The 17,735-nt window shown below is 70.9% G+C and carries 4 protein-coding genes; all 4 read left to right on the top strand.

The window, feature by feature from the left end:
• The first annotated feature begins 651 nt into the window (after positions 1 to 651).
• The 4 genes from G361_RS44335 to G361_RS0120985 are packed head-to-tail and all read left to right on the top strand — an operon-like array spanning position 652 to position 17,681.
• Positions 652 to 9,027 (top strand): type I polyketide synthase, encoded by an 8,376-nt coding sequence (locus G361_RS44335; RefSeq protein WP_081635440.1) that lies wholly within the window; start codon positions 652 to 654, stop codon positions 9,025 to 9,027.
• On the top strand, positions 9,027 to 14,291 hold the full coding sequence (locus G361_RS0120995; RefSeq protein ID WP_019929077.1) for a non-ribosomal peptide synthetase: 5,265 nt from the start codon (positions 9,027 to 9,029) through the stop codon (positions 14,289 to 14,291). Before G361_RS44335 ends, G361_RS0120995 begins: the two co-directional genes overlap by 1 nt.
• A gap of 13 nt (positions 14,292 to 14,304) precedes the next feature.
• On the top strand, positions 14,305 to 15,525 hold the full coding sequence (locus G361_RS44330; RefSeq protein WP_019929076.1) for an NAD(P)/FAD-dependent oxidoreductase: 1,221 nt from the start codon (positions 14,305 to 14,307) through the stop codon (positions 15,523 to 15,525).
• Entirely contained in the window at positions 15,522 to 17,681 is a 2,160-nt protein-coding gene (locus G361_RS0120985; RefSeq protein WP_019929075.1) for an MMPL family transporter, read from the top strand. The genes G361_RS44330 and G361_RS0120985 overlap by 4 nt, the downstream gene beginning before the upstream one ends.
• The last annotated feature ends 54 nt before the right edge of the window (positions 17,682 to 17,735 follow it).

Below are 17,735 nucleotides of genomic sequence, written 5' to 3'. Positions count from 1 at the left end.
GAGCCGCGAACCGGGAATTCCCGCTGGGGGTGGCCGATTCTCGGCTCGGGCCCCGGCGCACGGATTCCGGCAGGGCAAATCTACGGCGTCGGCGGAAATGTAACGGGCGCCGCGATCTGTTGCATCAGGATTCGGCCGGCGGTGCGGAATGTGCCTTCGCCGAAGGCATTCCGCGCCGGACCTCGGTCAACCGGTTCCGACTATCACGAATTCCCCCCCCCTCGGGTAACGGTGGATTCCAGCGCATTCCGGGCTCGGCGGCGACGCTACCAGCGGTCTCGGTGCCGGGCAATCGCAAGTATTGCCGTGGAACCGCCGGGTACCCGAATCTTTGAGGTTCAACCCGGGCAGCGGGCCGCGGGATCGTACCGGAATACTGTTAATCGGAGTACCGACATTTCAGGTGGGTTGCAGGAGGTTTGTGCCGCTGTTACAGTGGGGCATCGACAAGATCGGTGAACCGAGGTTCGGCGTGGAATCTCCCGAGTCTGCTGTTGCCTTCTCCGGTGTGGTTCACGAATTATCGTCATAACTATTTCCGAAAACCACATCGGTATTGTTCCGTGCTACGCCGGATCGAATGTGTGAGAAGTCCGTCGTAGCGATTCACGGCGCTGTTCCCGGGGGAACGCGCATGTTGGGGGTACTTTCGTGAATTCTGATTCGTTCGATGTCCCGACGCTGGTGCACCTGCTCGGGGCCCGAATCCGGCAAAATCCGGACAAACTCGCCTTCGCGTACCTTCCGGACGGCGAGACGGTGTCCGAGCAATGGACCTACGCCGAGCTCGGGGAGCGCGCGACCGCGGTCGCACGCTGGCTCGACGGCCATGCGGCCCGGGGTGAACGGGTGCTGCTGCTGCACGAGAACGCGCTGCACTTCATCGCCGGGCTGTTCGGCTGCGCGCTCGCCGGCGCGATCGCGGTACCGGCCTACTCACCGGTCGGTCGCAAGCAGGTCGCGCGAATCGGCAAGATAGTCAACGACTCCGGGGCGATGTTCGCGCTCTGCTCGGAGGAGGCCCTGTCCGACACCCGGACGGCGATCGAATCCTTCGAACTGGACCGGCCCCCGCGCTGGTGCGCGTCGGATGCGCTGCCGTTCGCCGACGGGGCCGAGGCGGACGAGCGCGCGCTGCCCGAGCCCGGCGATATCGCCCTCATCCAGTACACCTCCGGGTCGACCAGCGACCCCAAGGGCGTCGTGCTCGCGCACCGGAACTTCCTGGACAACGTGGAGAGCATCCGGTGCGCACTCGGCGCACCCGCGTTCGACGAGGACCTGTTCGGGGTGTTCTGGCTTCCGCTGCATCACGATATGGGCCTGGTCGGCGCGGTGCTGACCACTCTGTACGTCGGGGGCAGTTCGGAACTGATGTCGCCGGCGTCGTTCGTCCTGCGGCCGCTGCGGTGGCTGCAGCGAATCTCGGGGCGCCGCAACGTGATCACCACGGCTCCCAACTTCGCCCACGAGTTGTGCGTGACCACCACCACGCCGGAGGAGCGCGCGGCGCTGGACCTCAGTGGCTGGCGGACCGCCCTCTGTGGCGCGGAGTTCGTGCGGGTGGAAACCATGCAGCGCTTCGCGGAAGCGTTCGCGCCGGCCGGATTCGATCCCGAGATCGCGCAACCGGTGTACGGACTGGCCGAGGGGACGTTGCTCGTCACCGGATCGGCGCGGCCGGGCGGCCCGCTGGTCCGGCACGTGTCGCGGGCCGCGCTGCAACAGCGCCGGGTCGACCCGGCCGAGGCGGCCGCGGGCGGATCCACGGTGCTGGTCGGCTGCGGCAGGCCGCAGAACGACCTGCGCCTGGTCGTCGTCGACCCCGACACCCGGCAGCCCGCCGACGCGAATCGGATCGGTGAGGTCTGGATCGCGGGAGCCTCTGTGGCTGAGGGCTATTGGCTCAACGAGGCGGCCACCGAGGCCACCTTCCACGCCGAACTGCGGGATCCGGGCGCACATCCGGCCGGGCCCTATCTGCGCACCGGCGATCTCGGATTCGTCGACGACGGTGAGCTTTTCGTGGTCGGCCGGTTGAAGGATCTGATCATCCTGCGCGGCCGCAACCTGTACCCCGACGATCTGGAGGGCACCTTCCAGGAGGCGGATCCGATCCTGCTGCGCGGCCGCGGCGCCGCGGTCGCCGTCGACGGTCCCGACGGCGAGCAACTGGTCCTGGTGCAGGAGATCGAACGCGAGATCCCGGCCGGCACCGATCTCACCGCGGTCTGCGCGCGGATGGCGACCGTGGTGGCCGAGGAATACCAGGCCGCGGTCGCCGCGGTGGTGCTGGTGCGCGCGTACAGCCTGCCCAGTACCTCGAGCGGCAAGGTGCAGCGGTACGCCTGCCGCCAGAAGTTCGCCGACGGCACGCTGAAGGAGCAGGCACGCTGGTCGCCGCTGGTATCCGCGACCCCGGCCGCCGCCGGACCGGCGGCGGGACCGGTCCCGCACGAGGTCGCCGCCTGGCTGGTCGACCGGCTGGCCGCCGAACTGTCGGTCGCGCGCGACGATATCGATATCCGGCAGCCGCTGTCGTACTACGGGCTGGATTCGGTGCGCGCGGTCAAACTCGCCGACGCGATCGGCCGGCAGTACGGTATCGAGGTCGCGCCCACGCTGGCGTACGAGTATCCGACCATTTCCGAACTGGCGGAACATATTCGGCAGCTGTGCGGCGGCGGCGCGGACCTCCGGCGGGAACCGGCCGCGCGGGAGATCGCGCCGGACGAGCCGATCGCGATCGTCGGAATGGCCTGCCGCTTCCCGGGCGCCCCGGATCCCGAGGCCTTCTGGGAACTGTTGCGCACGGGCACCGACGCGGTCTCGGCGGTGCCGGCCGACCGCTGGACCCGCGACGATGTGCGATGGGGCGGATTCCTCGACGACGTCCGGGGTTTCGACGCCGAATTCTTCGGGATCTCGCCGCGGGAGGCCGAGCACATCGATCCGCAGCAGCGGCTCGTGCTCGAATTGGCCTGGGAGGGTTTGCAGGACGCCGGTATCGTGCCCGCCGAACTGGCCGGGCAGCCCGTCGGCGTCTTCCTGGGTGTGTCCACCAACGACTACGGCCGGTTGTTCTACTCGACCGAGGATCGCATCGACGCCTACACCGGCACCGGCAACGCCTCGAGCGTCGCCGCGAACCGGATCTCCTACTTCTTCGACTTCCGCGGTCCCAGCGTCGCGATCGACACCGCGTGTTCGTCCTCACTGGTCGCGTTGCACACGGCGTGCGCGTCGCTGCGCAGCGGCGAGAGCACCGTGGCACTGGCCGGTGGGGTGAATCTGATCCTCTCGCCCGCGTTGTCGATCAACATGGCCAAGGCCGGGGTGATGGCCGCGGACGGCCGCTGCAAGACCTTCGACGCGAGCGCCGACGGATATGTGCGCAGCGAGGGCGCGGGTGTGCTGATCCTCGAACCGCTGTCGCGGGCCGTCGCCGCCGGGCATCCGATCTACTCGGTCGTGCTGGGCAGTGCGAGCAATCAGGACGGCCGCACCAACGGGCTGATGGCCCCCAATCGGCGCGCGCAGGCCGCCCTGCTCCGCGACGCGTACGCCGCGGCCGGGGTGTCGGCGGGCGATATCGGCTACGTCGAGGCGCACGGCACCGGCACGCTGCTCGGCGATGCCATCGAGGCCGGGGCGCTCGCGGAGGTCTTCGGGGAGAACCCGCGGCCGGCCGCCTGCGCGGTCGGCTCGGTGAAGTCGAACATCGGCCATCTGGAGGCCGCCGCGGGTGTCGCCGGTGTGATCAAAGTGGCGCTGGCCCTGCATCATCGGGCGATTCCGCCGACCCTGCACTACGAGAAGCCCAATCCCGCCATCGATCTCGCGGACGGTCCGTTGCGGATCGCGCGATCCCTGTCGGATTGGACCGGTGACGCCACCGTCGCGGGGGTGAGTTCGTTCGGGTTCGGCGGCACCAACGCTCATGTCGTGATGGCCGCCGCGCCACGGAATCCGTTGCCCGAGCGCGTGATCCGCACCCGTCCGGCACTGCTGCCGATCAGCGCCCGGACCCCGGCCGCGGTCGCCGAACTCGCCGGCCGGTACCGGGACCACCTGACCCGCGACGGCGCGCACTGGCCCGATATCGCCTATTCCGCCGCGCTGCACCGCCCGCACCACGAGGCCCGTTCGGCGGTCGTCGCCACCGCGTCCGACGAGGCCGCCGCTCGGCTCGCCGCGCCGGGTGCGGGCCCGACCGGCCGGGCGCATCCGGATCGGCCGCCGCGGGTGGTGTTCGTCTTCTCCGGCCAGGGCGGGCAATGGCTCGGCATGGGCCGGCAACTGTTCGCGGACGAACCCGCCTTCCGCGCGGCGATCGTCCGGTGCGATCGGGAGATCCGCCGGGCCGCCGGCTGGTCGGTGATCGACGAACTGCACGCCGGTGCGGACCGGTCCCGGCTGGACGAGATCGCGGTGGTGCAGCCCACGCTGTTCGCGATCCAGGTCGCGCTCGCGGCACTGTGGGACTCCTGGGGAGTCCGGCCCGGCGCGGTGGTCGGGCACAGCATGGGCGAGGTGGCTGCCGCGCACGTCGCCGGTGTGCTCGATCTCGCCGATGCCGCGCGGGTGATCACGCACCGTTCCCGGCTCATGGCCCGTCTCGCCGGTGCCGGTGCGATGGCCGTGATCGAGCTCGCGCCGGAACAACTGCGGGACCGGCTCGCCGAATCCGGTGTGGCGATCGCGGCCGTCAACGGCCCGCGGTCCACGGTCGTGTCCGGTGCGGCCGACGCCATCGCGGATCTCGTCGCGGCCGTCCAGCGCGCGGAGATCTTCGCCCGGCCGATCAAGGTGGACGTCGCCTCGCACGGACCGCACATGGACGCCGTGCGACCCGAACTGGTGGCCGCGCTGGCGGGTATCACCGCGCGGACGGGCACGATACCGATCTTCTCCACGGTGACCGGTGATCGAACGGACGGAACGCATTTCACCGCCGAGTACTGGGGCGCCAATCTGCGGGAGACCGTGCTGTTCGGCCCGGCGATCGACCGGATCACCGAGGACGGCGCCGACGTCTTCGTCGAGATCTCGCCGCATCCGGTGCTGGCCCCGGTCCTCACGCAATCGGTATCCGGCGAGGCCGCGGTGGTCCTGCCGTCCGGCGTCAAGGACGCCGACGAGGCGACGACCCTGCTCACCTCGCTGGGCGCGCTCTACTGCGCCGGGCAGCCGATCGATTGGCGTGTGCTGTATCCCGAGGACGCGGCCTTCGTCCGCACCCCGGCCTATCCGTGGCAGCGGGAACCGCACTGGATCGGCGGCCCCGGCCCGTCGGGTGCGGCGCAACCGGCCGCGGGCGGCTCCGCGGCGACCGGTCTGGAGTCCGCGGTCCATCCCGGTACCGCGTTCCGGCAGTACGAACTGTCGCTGAGGTCGATGGCCTTCCTCGGTGATCACCGGGTCCAGTCCGCCGCGACGCTGCCGGCCGCGCTGCACGTCGCGGTGGCGCTCGCCGCGCTCGGCGATCGCTACGGCGGGCAGGAACACGAACTGGTCGACGTGAGCTTCGATCGGGCGCTGGTGCTCGGCGAGGATTCGGCGCACACGCTCCAGATGGTCATGACCGAGACGCCGGGCGGCCCGGCCTCGTTCCGGACCCTGGCGAGCTCGCCCGCCGACTGGGAACCGTTGCTGCACGGCGGTTTCCGCGCCGGAGCCACGACGGCATCCGCCGCACCGCTCCCGGATCCGGTCGCGGCGATCGGCGCCGGGACCGAGCGGATCGAGGGGGAGGAGCTCTACCGCCGGCTCGGCGCGGCCGGTCTCGACTACGGTCCGGCGTTCCGGCGCGTCGACCATGTGCTGCGGCATCCGGACGGCCGGGCGCTCGCGCGGCTGTCCGGCACACCGGTGCCGGTCGCGGGCCTGCCGTCGGTGCCGGGGGTGACGGTTCAGCTCGATGCCGCCTTCCAGACGCTGGCCGCCGCCGTGGCCGACGCCGAATTCGCCGCGGGCAATCTGTTCCTGCCGGTCGGCTTCGAATCGCTACGGGTCCTCGGCGATATCGCCACGGCTCGATGGTGTTTCGTCGCCGACGGGGTGCGGCCCGGCGCCGGGCCGGAAACCCTCGCCGGTGATCTGCTGATCCTCGGCGAGGACGGCCGGATCCTCGCCGAGTGCACCGGGCTCACGGTCCGCCGGTTGTCCGATGCGGCGCCGGATGCGTTGCCGCGGAACTGGTTCCACGAACTGTCCTGGCAGAAATCGGCCCCGGCCGCCCCGCCCGCCCGCACCGACGGCCGCTGGATCGTGGTGGGTGGCGAGACCGCCGACGCGGTCGCCGGACAGCTTGCCGCCCACGGCCGTTCGGTCTCGGTGACCGGCGAGTGCCCGGCCGGTGCGGATCCGATCGACGCCGTCGAGGCGATCGTGTACCTCGCCGAGGTGGACGGCGACGATCCCGTCGCCGCCGCCGAAGCCGCCGCGTGGCAACTGCTCCGGCTCGTGCAGACCCTGGCCCGGCAGGACCGGCCGCCGCGCTGCTACCTGGTGACGCGGGGCGCCCAATCGGTCACGGGCACCGAGGATCTCGCGGCGAACGCGGCCTTCGCCGCGGTGCTGTGGGGAATGTCGCGTTCGCTCGAACACGAGATCCCCGAATTGCGCTGCACCCGAATAGATCTCGGTTCCGCCACCGACGATCGCGAACTCACCGCGCTCGGCCGCGAATTGTGCTCGGACGACGCCGAAACCGAGGTCGCGCTGCGCGGCGGCCACCGCTTCGTCGCCCGGGTGCGGCCCGCACCCGAACCGGCTCCCGGCCGTCGCCCGGCGCAGCCGGGTGAGGGTTTCGCGGTCCGGCAGCACACCCCGGGCCTGCTCGAGGATCTCGAACTCGGCCAGACCGAGCGCGGCGTCCCGGGCGACACCGAGGTCGAGATCGAGGTGCTCGCCGCCGGTGTGAACTTCCACGATGTCGCGGTGGCGATCGGCATCATCCCGCCCGAGGACGACGAGCGGATCCTGCTCGGCGGCGAATGCGCCGGTCGGGTGACCGCGGTCGGATCCGGGGTGGGCCATGTCGAGGTCGGCGAGCTGGTGGCCGCGATCGCCTCGCCGGCGTTCGGTTCCTACGTCACCACCGATGCGGCACTGGTGGTTCCGTTGCCGGCCTCGGTGTCGCCGACGGCAGCGGCCACGGTGCCGATCGCGTATCTCACCGCCCACCATGCCCTGATCGAACTCGCCGGGGTGCGCGCGGGCGAGCGGGTCCTCGTACACGCCGCGACCGGCGGGGTCGGGCTGGCCGCGATCGCCCTCGCCCGCCGGGCCGGCGCCGAGATCTTCGCCACCGCGGGCAGTCCGGAGAAGCGGGAGTATCTGCGGCGCATGGGTATCCGTCATGTGATGGATTCGCGCACGCTGGACTTCGCGGACGAGATCCTGCGCCGCACCGGTGGCGAGGGCGTCGACGTGGTGCTCAACTCGCTCAGCGGCGAGGCCATGACGCGCAGCCTCAGGGTACTGCGGCCGTTCGGCCGGTTCGTCGAGATCGGGAAACGCGATGTCGTCGAGCACAATACGGTCGGTCTGTGGCAGTTGCGCCGCAACATCTCGCATTTCACCGTCGACATCGCCGCCTACGTGGTGCAACGGCCCGTCCCGGCCGGTGATGCGCTCGCCACGATCATGGCGTCGATCGGTGCGGGGGAACTCGCCGCGCTGCCGGTCACCGAATTCCCGATGTCGCGGGCCGAGGCGGCCTTCCGTTTCATGGCCCAGGCCCGGCACATCGGCAAGGTGGTCCTCGTCGCCGAGGAGGCGCCGGAGATCCGGACCACCGCGCCGCGGCTGCGCGCGGACGCCCAGTACCTGGTGACCGGCGGGCTCGGCGCGCTGGGGCTGGCGACGGCCGACCGGCTGGTGCGCCGCGGCGCGCGGCATCTGGTGCTGGCCGGCCGGCGCGGGCCCGATACCCGTGCCCGCGAAGCGCTGACCCGATGGCGGGCCGCGGGGGTCGAGGTCACGGTGTCGGCCACCGATATCGGCCGCCGCGATCAGGTCGAGGCGATGATGGCCGGGATCGCGGGCCGGGGACTGCCGCTGCGCGGGGTCGTGCACGCCGCCGGCACCCTGGCCGATGCCACCTTCGACCGGCAGGACCGGCACTCGCTGGCCGAGGTCCTGGGGCCGAAGGTGGCCGGTGCGTGGCATCTGCACGCCGCGACCCGGGACCTGCCGCTGGACTTCATGATCTATTTCTCCTCCGCGGCCGGTGTCCTGGGATCTCCGGGCCAGAGCAACTACGCCGGCGCCAACGCCTTCCTGGACTCCTTCGCGCGGTACCGCCGCCGCCTCGGCCTGCCCGCCGCCAGCATCGCCTGGGGCCCGTGGGGCGATATCGGCCTGGCGAGCGCGGACCATCGCCGCACGCACGTCGGCGACCTGGGCCTGCGTCCGATCCCGACCGAGGCGGGGATGACGATCCTGGACCGGCTGATGGTGGCCGATCCGGCGCATCCGGTGATCCTCGGACTGGAACCCGCCGCGGCCGCCCTGCTGGCCCACCTGCCCCGGTGCGCGGAGCTGTATCCCGGGGCCGCCCGGGACGATCGGTCGCGGGCCGGGAGCGCGGTGGCCGAGGCGGTCGCCGCCGCGGCGCCGGGCGAGCGCCGCGCGATCCTGGCCGATCACCTGGCCGGTGTGGTGGCGACCCGGCTGGGTATGACGGCCGCGGATCTCGATCGCGAGCAGCCGCTGCGGTTCATGGGACTGGATTCGATCGGTGCGATGGAGTTGCGCACCCGCATCGAGCGGGATCTGCCGGTGACGCTGCCGGTGCTCAAACTCCTGGAGGGTCCGAGCGTGGCCGACCTCGCCGCGTGGCTGGCCGACCGGCTGGATCTGGGGACTCCCGCCGCGCCGGAACCCGTCCCGCCCGCCGCGCCCGACGACCGGATCGATGACGAGCGGGCAGCCGCGCTGCTCGCGGACCTGCCCGAGCTGTCGGACCAGGCCGTCGAGGACCTGCTGTCCGAACTGCTCTCCGCCGAAGGGGAAGCGTGATGATCAATCAGGACGACGCCGTGCGCGGCCTCGACGCCGACCGCAAACGCGAACTGCTGGAACGTCTGCTGCGCGAGCGGTTCGAGCGCGAACTGTCGTTCGGGGAACGCGGGCTGTGGTTCCACGCCGCCCTCGCGCCGGCCAGTTCCTCCTACAACCTGCTGTACGTGGGCCGCCGCCACGGCGAGCTCGAACTGCCGCGGCTCGAGGCGGCCCTGCGCGGCCTCGTGCGCAGGCACGATCTGCTCGGCACGACCTTCCGGCGCACGGGTGAGCGCGTCGTGGCCGTCCGCGATCCGAACACGCTGCCGCCGATCCGGATCGTCGAGGCGGGTGACTGGCCGCAACAGCGGGTGGACGAGCTGCTGGACGACCTGCTCGAGGCGCCGATCGAGCTGGCCGCGGGACCGCTGTGGCGGCTGACCCTGTTGCGGCGCGGACCGGCGGAACACCTTCTCGCACTGACCATTCCGCATATCGTCGTCGACTTCTGGTCGCTGGATCTGGTATTGGCCGAACTGTCCGAGCTGTACCGCGACCCGGACGCCGAATTGCCCGCCCTGCCCGCGCGATACGCCGACCATGTGCAGTGGCAGCGCGAACTGGTCGGCAGCGCGCGCGGCGCCGAGCTGTGGGCATATTGGGAGCGGCAGCTCGCCGGTGACCTCCCGCGCCTGGACCTGCCCGGCCGCGGACCCCGCCCGGCGACGCAGACCTTCGCCGGCGCCACCAACTACTTCGACCTCGGCGCGGACCGGACCCGCGCCGCGCGGGAACTCGCTCGTGCGCACGGGGTTACGCTCCAGGTGGTCGTGCTCTCGGCGTATATCGCTCTGCTGCACCGTTATTCGGGAGTCGACGACATCATCGTGGGATCGCCGATCGCCGGTCGCGGGATGCCCGGCGCGGAGAACATCGTCGGCTACTTCGTGAATTCGGTGGCGCTGCGCTCGGATCTCGGCGACAACCCGGCCTTCGCCACCCTGCTCGAGCGGACCCGCCGCACCGTCCTGGACGCGGTGGCCCATCAGGACCTGCCGTTCACCGAGCTGGCGCAGCGGCTGGTTCCGGTGCGGGATCCGGCGTATCCGCCCATCTTCCAGGTCTTCTTCGCCTGGGAGAGCACCCGGATGTCGCAGGCCACCGGCGGTCCCGCGCAGCTGTTCGAGCCGGTCGCGCTGCGGCAGGGCGGCGCACCCGTCGATCTGATGCTGATGGTCGCCGAACACGGCGACACGCTCTCGGCCGTACTCCAGTACAACCGCGACCTGTTCGACCCCGAGGTCATCGCGCGGATGGCCGGGCACCTCGGCGAGATCCTCACCGGCGCGGCCGTCGATCCGCACCGGCCCGTCGGAGCCCTGCCGCTGCTCACCGCCGCCGAACTCCGGCAGCGGGCCGCCTGGAACGACACCGCGGCGCCGGAGTTGCGAGATCGGTTGCTGCCCGGCCTGATCCGCGATCAGGCCGACCGGACTCCTGCGGCGGTCGCGGTCAGCTTCCGCGATCGGGACCTCACCTACCGGGAACTGCTCGACCGGGCCCAGCGGCTCGGCGGCCGGCTGCTGGAAGCCGGTGCGCGGCCGGGAGGTGTGGTGGGTATCGCGGTGGAACGTTCGGAGATGTCGGTGGTTTCGGTGCTGGCGGTACTGCTGGTGGGCTGTGCGTTCCTGCCGGTGGATCCCGCACATCCGGCCCAGCGCCTGCGCGGCATCAGCGCGGAGGCCGGGCCCGCCGCGTGGATCACCGACCGCCGCATCCGATATCGCCTGCCCGGCGATGTCCCGGCGGTCTGCGTGGACGATCCGGATCCGGCGGGGCCCGCACCCGAACTGCCCGCGGTGGCGATCACTCCCGACGACGTGGCCTACATCCTGTTCACCTCCGGCACCACCGGCCGGCCGAAGGGCGCGCTGAACACCCATCGCGGCATCGGCAACCGGCTGCTGTGGATGCAGCGGGCCTATCCGTTGCGCCCGGACGATGTCGTCCTGCACAAGACCCCCGCCAACTTCGATGTGTCGGTGTGGGAACTGTTCTGGGCGTTGCTGGCCGGGGCCCGCATCGTCGTGGCGGAACCGGAGCGGCACCGTGACAGCGGCTACCTGGTCCGCACGATCGTCGAAAAGGGTGTGACCGTCACGCATTTCGTGCCGTCGATGCTGCGGATGTTCCTCGCCGACCCCGAGGTCCGCCGCTGCACCGGGCTGCGCGAGGTGATCACCAGCGGCGAGGCGCTCACCGCCGATCTGCGGGACGAGTTCTTCGCCGCCTTACCCGCGCGCCTGCACAATCTGTACGGGCCGACCGAGGCCGCGATCGACGTCACCTACTTCGATGTCGATCGCGCCGATCACGGCCGGTCGGTGCCGATCGGCCGGCCGATCGCGAATACCGCGATCCACGTCGTCGACCGCTACCTGAATCCGGTTCCGGTCGGTGTCGCCGGTGAGCTGTACATCGGCGGTGACGGTGTGGGACGCGGTTATCTCAACCGGCCCGAGCTGACCGCGGAACGGTTCGTCGACGCCGGCGCGCCCTCGGACCCGGCCCGTCCCGGCGGAATGCTGTATCGCACCGGCGATCTCGCCAGGTATCGGCCCGACGGCGAGATCGAATATCTCGGCCGCACCGACAACCAGGTCAAGATCCGTGGTGTCCGTATCGAATTGGGCGAGATCGAGGGCGCACTGACCGGGCACGCGCAGGTGCGCGAGGCGGCGGTGGTGGTCCGCGACGATCACCGCGGCGAGCCGCGGCTGGTGGCCTATCTGGTCGCGGCGGCGCCCGCCGCGGCGCCGAGCACCGCCGATCTGCGGGCACATCTGCGAAACATCTTGCCGGACGCCATGATTCCGGCGCAGTTCGTCCCGGTCGAGGCGATCCCGACCACGCCCACCGGTAAGCGCGACACCCGCGCGCTGCCCGACCCCGACAGCCGGCGGCCGGAGATCTCGGCCGGTTACGAGGCGCCGCGCACCGCGTCGCAGCAGGTGTTGTGTGAACTGTGGCAACAGGTTCTGGGCATCGACACCGTGGGCATCGCCGACGATTTCTTCGAACTCGGTGGCGCGTCGACCCAGACCATGGACATCTGTACCCGCGCCACCGCCGCGGGTATCCCGCTCACCCCGGAACTGATGTTCCGGCACCGGACCGTCGCCGCCCTGGCCGACGCCGTCGACGTCACGGAGACGACCGGGACAGCGGCGCCGGTCCGGCCCGAGGTCACCGCCGATCTTCCTGCGCCGAAACCACTGGCGCCCAAGGAGATCGAGCCGGGCAACACGATCATCGAAAGTCTCGGCGTCTATCTGCCCGAGACGGTCGTGACCACCGGGGAGGTGCTCGCGGGTTGTGAACGGCCGGTACAGATCCCGCTGGAGCAGCTCACCGGAATCCGGACCCGGCGGGTCGTCGCGGACGGCGAATTCACCACCGATCTGGCCGTGCGGGCGGCGCAGCGGTGCCTGGACGCGTCGTCGTATCCGCCCGACTCGATCGACCTGCTGATCTGTACGAACATCTCCAATACCGAAGGGCCCGACCGTCGTCTGGTGTCCGAGCCGGGTACCTCGCAGCGGGTCCGCGCGCGGCTGGGGCTCACGGGTGCGATCGGTTTCGACATCTCCAACGCCTGTGCCGGCCTGTTCACCGGGATCGCGGTCGCGGATCGCCTGCTGCGCGCGGGCCGGGTGCGCAACGCGCTGGTGGTCAGCGGTGAATACGTCTCGCACATCATCGATACCGCGCAGCGCGAGATCGTCGACTTCCTCGACGACCGGCTGGCGTGCCTCACCGTCGGCGATGCCGGCGCCGCGGTGATCCTGGAGCGGGCGGCCACGCCGGGAATCGGCTTCCACGACATCGAGTTACGGACCCTGAGCCGGTACAGCGAGCTGTGCATCGGCAAGCGGACCGGCGAAGCGCACGGCGGCGCGATCATGCACACCCAGGCGGTGGAACAGACGGCCCTGGCCGTCCGGAAGTCGGTGCCGTTCGCGCTGCGACTGCTGGACCGCCACGGCTGGCAACCCGAGGCCGTGGATCGCATTGTGGTGCACCAGACTTCGCAGGCGTCGATCCAGGACGCGATGACGACGATCAATCAGCTGATCGGGCGGACGGCGGCCCATCCGGCCAATACCGTGTCGAATCTGGAGCATCGGGGCAATACCGCCTCCACCACGCACATGGTCGCGATCCACGATCTGGTCGAGAAGGGCGACGTGCAGTCCGGCGATCGAATCCTGTTCGGGATCACCGGTTCCGGGCAGACGATCGGCGCCGCCCTGTACACCTTCGACGATCTCCCGGACCGGCTGCGCGGTGTCGTCGAGACCCGCGCCGCCGCCGACCGACCGCCGCTGCCCGTGCCCGCCGCACCCACCGTGCGGATCGCCGGTGTCGCGGTGGCGCGGCCCGACGGGGAGGACAAGGCGGTCGATCTCGCCGTACGCGCGGGCCGGGAACTCGTCACGGGAGCCGCGGCGCCGGGATTGGTGTTGTACACCGGGGTGTTCCGGGACGACTACATCGTCGAACCGGCCACGGCCACCTTCGTCGCCGACCGCCTGGCGATCAACCACGATCCCGACGATCCGCTGACCGGCGGGACGCTGGCCTTCGACCTGTCCGACTCCGGCACCGGATTCCTGAAGGCCTGCTACGCCGCGACCGCGATGATCGAGACCGGCGCCACGGCAACCGCTCTGGTCGTCGCCGCCGAGGCCGACCCCGATGTGCCGAGCACGCTGCGGAAGCGGCGCGGCATCGAACATCTCGGCTCGGCCGCGCTGCTGACCGCGTCGGCGGGGGCGGACACCGGATTCGGATTGTTCCACTTCGCCAGTCACCCCGAACATCTCGACCGGCTGACCACCTTCACCCGGATGCACGGCGCGGACGGACTCGAGGTGCGGCAGCAGCCGGGCCTCGAGGAGATCTATCTCGACACCGTGCACGAGGCGATCGCCGCGCTGCTGCGGACCGCCGACCGCGGCGTGGGTGAACTCGATGTCGTTCTCGCACCGCAGATCTCGTCCGATTTCCTCACCGCGCTGGCCGCCCGCCTGGACATCCCGCGCGACCGCGTCGTGGATGTGGTGGACGAGGTGGGCACCGGCGGTGACCTGTACACGTCGTCGATCCCGGCGGCGCTGCGGCACTGCTTCGATACCGGCCGCACCCGGACCGGCGATCTCGGGCTCATCGTCGCGGCCGGGGCCGGGGTGCAGGTCGGTTGTGCGCTCTACCACTTCTGAGGACGGAGGCGCGATGGGCGCACACGAGCACGAGGAGATCGTGATCATCGGGGCCGGTATCGCGGGCCTCGGGGTCGCGATGGCCCTGCGGCGGGCCGGAATCGGCGGATTCACGATCATCGAGCGGTCCGGCGGCCTCGGCGGTGTGTGGCACGCGAACGACTATCCGGGCATGGTGACCGATCGGCCGAGTATGAACTACCAGTTCTCGTTCGCGCGGAATCCGGACTGGACCGCGATCTTCCCCGCGCGTGACGAGGTACTGGCCTATCTGCACCACTGCGCCGAAAGTTACCGGCTGCGTTCCGCGCTGCGGCTGCGCACCGAGGTGACCGGCGTCCGGCGCGACGAGCGCGACGACTGCTGGCGGCTGGAGCTCGACGGCGGAAAGTCCACGGTGACAACGCGGTACGTCATCGACGCGCGCGGATCCTGCGGGCCGCCGCGGATTCCGGCGTTCGCGGATCCGGCCGCGTTCCGCGGGGAGACGGTGCACACCCGCGACTGGTCCCGGGATCGCGACGTGACCGGGCAGCGGGTCGCGGTGATCGGGACCGGACCGGCGGCGGTGCAACTGATTCCGGAGCTCGCCGGGACGGCCGCGCGGCTGTACGTCTTCCAGCGCAGCCCGATCTGGGTGCTGCCCAAACCCACCCATATCGTGCCGATGTGGTGGCGGACGGCGCTGGTGCGGGTTCCCGGTATGGGGGTCATGCTGTTCCGGGTCGTCGCCGCCCTGCTCGCCCTGCTGAGCGCCGGGTTCCGGCACCGCAGCGCCGTCGTCCTCGGCCCGATCGCGACCGCGCTGGGCCGCGCCTACCTGTGGAGCCGGGTGCGCGACCGCGAGTTGCGCCGCGCGCTGACGCCCGCCGAACCCATGGGCCGAAGGCGTCCCACCCTGTCGAATCGCTACCACCGGTGCTTCACCCGGCCCGAGGTCGAACTCGTCACCACCGCGATCGACCGCCTCGGCCCGGCGGGGGTCCGCACCATCGACGGCCGGTTGCGCGAGATCGACCTCCTGGTCCTGGCAACGGGTTTCGAGCCCGCGACCGGCGAACCCGGGTCCGGATCGCCGCGGCCCGGCTACTTCACCCTCGCGGGCCCGTCCTCGTGGGGCGGCTCCCGCCACGAAACGGTCGAGACCGAGGCACAATTCATCGTGGGAGCGCTCACCGCGCGGACGGCCGGCGCTGCCACCGTCACATCGACCGGGACACGGGTGGGCCGATGACCACATGGGGACGAATCGTCACGAGCCGAGCGCGATGGGTTGTCGCGCTGGCGGTTTCGCTGTTCATCCTCAGCGGGATCTGGGGTCTCGGCGTACTCGGCGACCTGAACCTCGCCGGATACGCCGACCCCGCGAGCTCCTCCACGGCGGCCGGGCGGTTGATGGACGACACCCCCGGCGGCCGGCGGCCGGACGTCGTGGTGATCTACACCGCCCCACCCGGCCGGACCCTCGACGACATCGGACCCCAGGTGCTGGACCGGATCCGGTCCGTCGACGCCGGCGCGCTGGCCGAACCGATCGAATCATATTGGACCGCAACGGGAATCCGGCGGGGCGCGTTGCGCTCCACCGATCAGCGCGAGGCCCTGGCGACGGTGGTGCTCGCCGGCGACGACGGCGCCAAACTGCGCAACTATCCGGCGCTGGCCGACCACCTCGCCGTCGACGGCGTCTCGGCCCGGTTCGCCGGATACACCGCACTCACCGACGCCTACAACACCAAATCCAAAACCGATGTCGTCCTCGCCGAATCCGTGGCGATCCCGGTGATGCTGATCCTGCTGGTGGTGATCTTCGGCGGGCTGGTGGCCGCGGCGGCGCCGGTGCTCGTGGGCGGGCTCGCGGTCTTCGGCTCGCTGGGGGCGCTGCGGGCGATCAGTACGGTCAGCGACGTCAGTGCGTTCTCGATGAATATCGCCTCGATCATCGGGCTGGGCCTGGCGATCGACTACAGCCTGTTCGTCGTGAGCCGGTTCCGGGAGGAACTCGCCGCGGGCCGGGATCCGGCCGCGGCGGCCGCGCGCACCGTCGAGACCGCGGGACGCACGATCGTCTTCTCGGCCCTGCTGCTGATCGGCGCGTTCGCCGGTTCGCTGGTCTTCCCGATCTCCATGCTGCGATCCCTCGGCTACGGGGCGATCGCGGCGATCGCGATCGCCGCGATCCTCGCCCTGACCGCGTTGCCCGCCGCGCTCGCCCTGCTCGGCACGCGTATCGACGCGGTGCCCTGGCGCCGGGGCGCGGTCCAGCGCGGCGAGGCCAGGGCCCGCCGGTTCTGGAGCGGTCTGGCCAGGTGGATCATGGGCCGTCCGGTCGCGGTCGCCGGGGCGATCGTGCTCGTCCTGGTCGCGCTGAGCCTGCCGCTGGCCGGAATGCGCACCGGCGGAATAGATCCCAACGGCCTGCCCGCCCACGATCCGGCCCGGGTGGCCCAGGAGACGCTCGCCGGGGACTTCCCCAACGCCACCGACGGCGCCACCCTCGTCGTTCGCGGCCGCGACGGCCAGGCGCCTCCCGACATCGCGGTGCAACAATTGATCGTCCAGGCCGGGAAGGTGAACGGGGTCCGGCTGGCCGTGCAGCTGACCGCGGCCGGGGATCGGGTCCTGGTGCGCACCCTGCTCACCCATCCGGACTTCTCGCCCGCGGCCGAGGACACCGTGCGGGCACTGCGGCAACTGCCCGCACCACCGGGCACCACGGTGCTGGTGGGCGGGATGAATGCCGAACGGGTGGACAGCTATTCGGCCATCGTGCGGTCGATACCGGACGCCGTGCTCGTGATCCTCGCCGCGACCCTGCTGCTGATGTGCCTCGGATTCCGGTCGATCGTGCTGCCGCTCAAGGCCGTTGCGATGGCCGCGCTCAGTCTGGGCGCCACCTTCGGCGTGCTCACCCTGATCTTCGTCGACGGTTACGGCGCCGGGGTGCTGGGTGTGGAACCCGGTCCGCTCCCGCTGCCGGCGCTCGTGGTCATCACGATGGCCGTCTTCGGATTGTCCACGGACTACGAGGTTTTCCTGATGTCGCGCATGGTCGAGGCGCACGACCGCGGCGCCGACACCCCGGCGGCCATCGAGGCCGGGGTCGCCCGTACCGGCCGGATCATCACGGCGGCGGCCTCGCTGTTCATCATCGTCACCGGCGCGGCGGCGTTGTCCCAGGTCGCGCTGATCAAGGTCGCGGCGCTCGGGATGGCCCTGGCGATCCTGATCGACGCCACCCTGGTCCGGATGCTGCTGGTGCCCGCCATCATGGCGTTGATGGGTTCGGCGAATTGGTGGACTCCGTTCCGCCGCAAGCACACTCGATCACCGGCCGATCCCGGCGAGCTCGACGACGATGCGGTGAAGGTGCCCAGCGGCTCGTCCTGACGCGGGCCCACTGTGATATATTGCAATGGTTGCAAAAAGTCCGACAGGGGAGCG

It is taken from the genome of Nocardia sp. BMG111209 (assembly GCF_000381925.1).
Taxonomy (GTDB): Bacteria; Actinomycetota; Actinomycetes; order Mycobacteriales; family Mycobacteriaceae; genus Nocardia.
This window is presented reverse-complemented; position numbering and strand designations above follow the sequence as displayed.

Coding starts and splice junctions, on each gene's coding strand:
- G361_RS0120995 (WP_019929077.1), top strand. CDS start 9,027: ATGATCAATCAGGACGACGCCGTGCGCGGCCTCGACGCCGACCGCAAA.
- G361_RS44330 (WP_019929076.1), top strand. CDS start 14,305: ATGGGCGCACACGAGCACGAGGAGATCGTGATCATCGGGGCCGGTATC.
- G361_RS0120985 (WP_019929075.1), top strand. CDS start 15,522: ATGACCACATGGGGACGAATCGTCACGAGCCGAGCGCGATGGGTTGTC.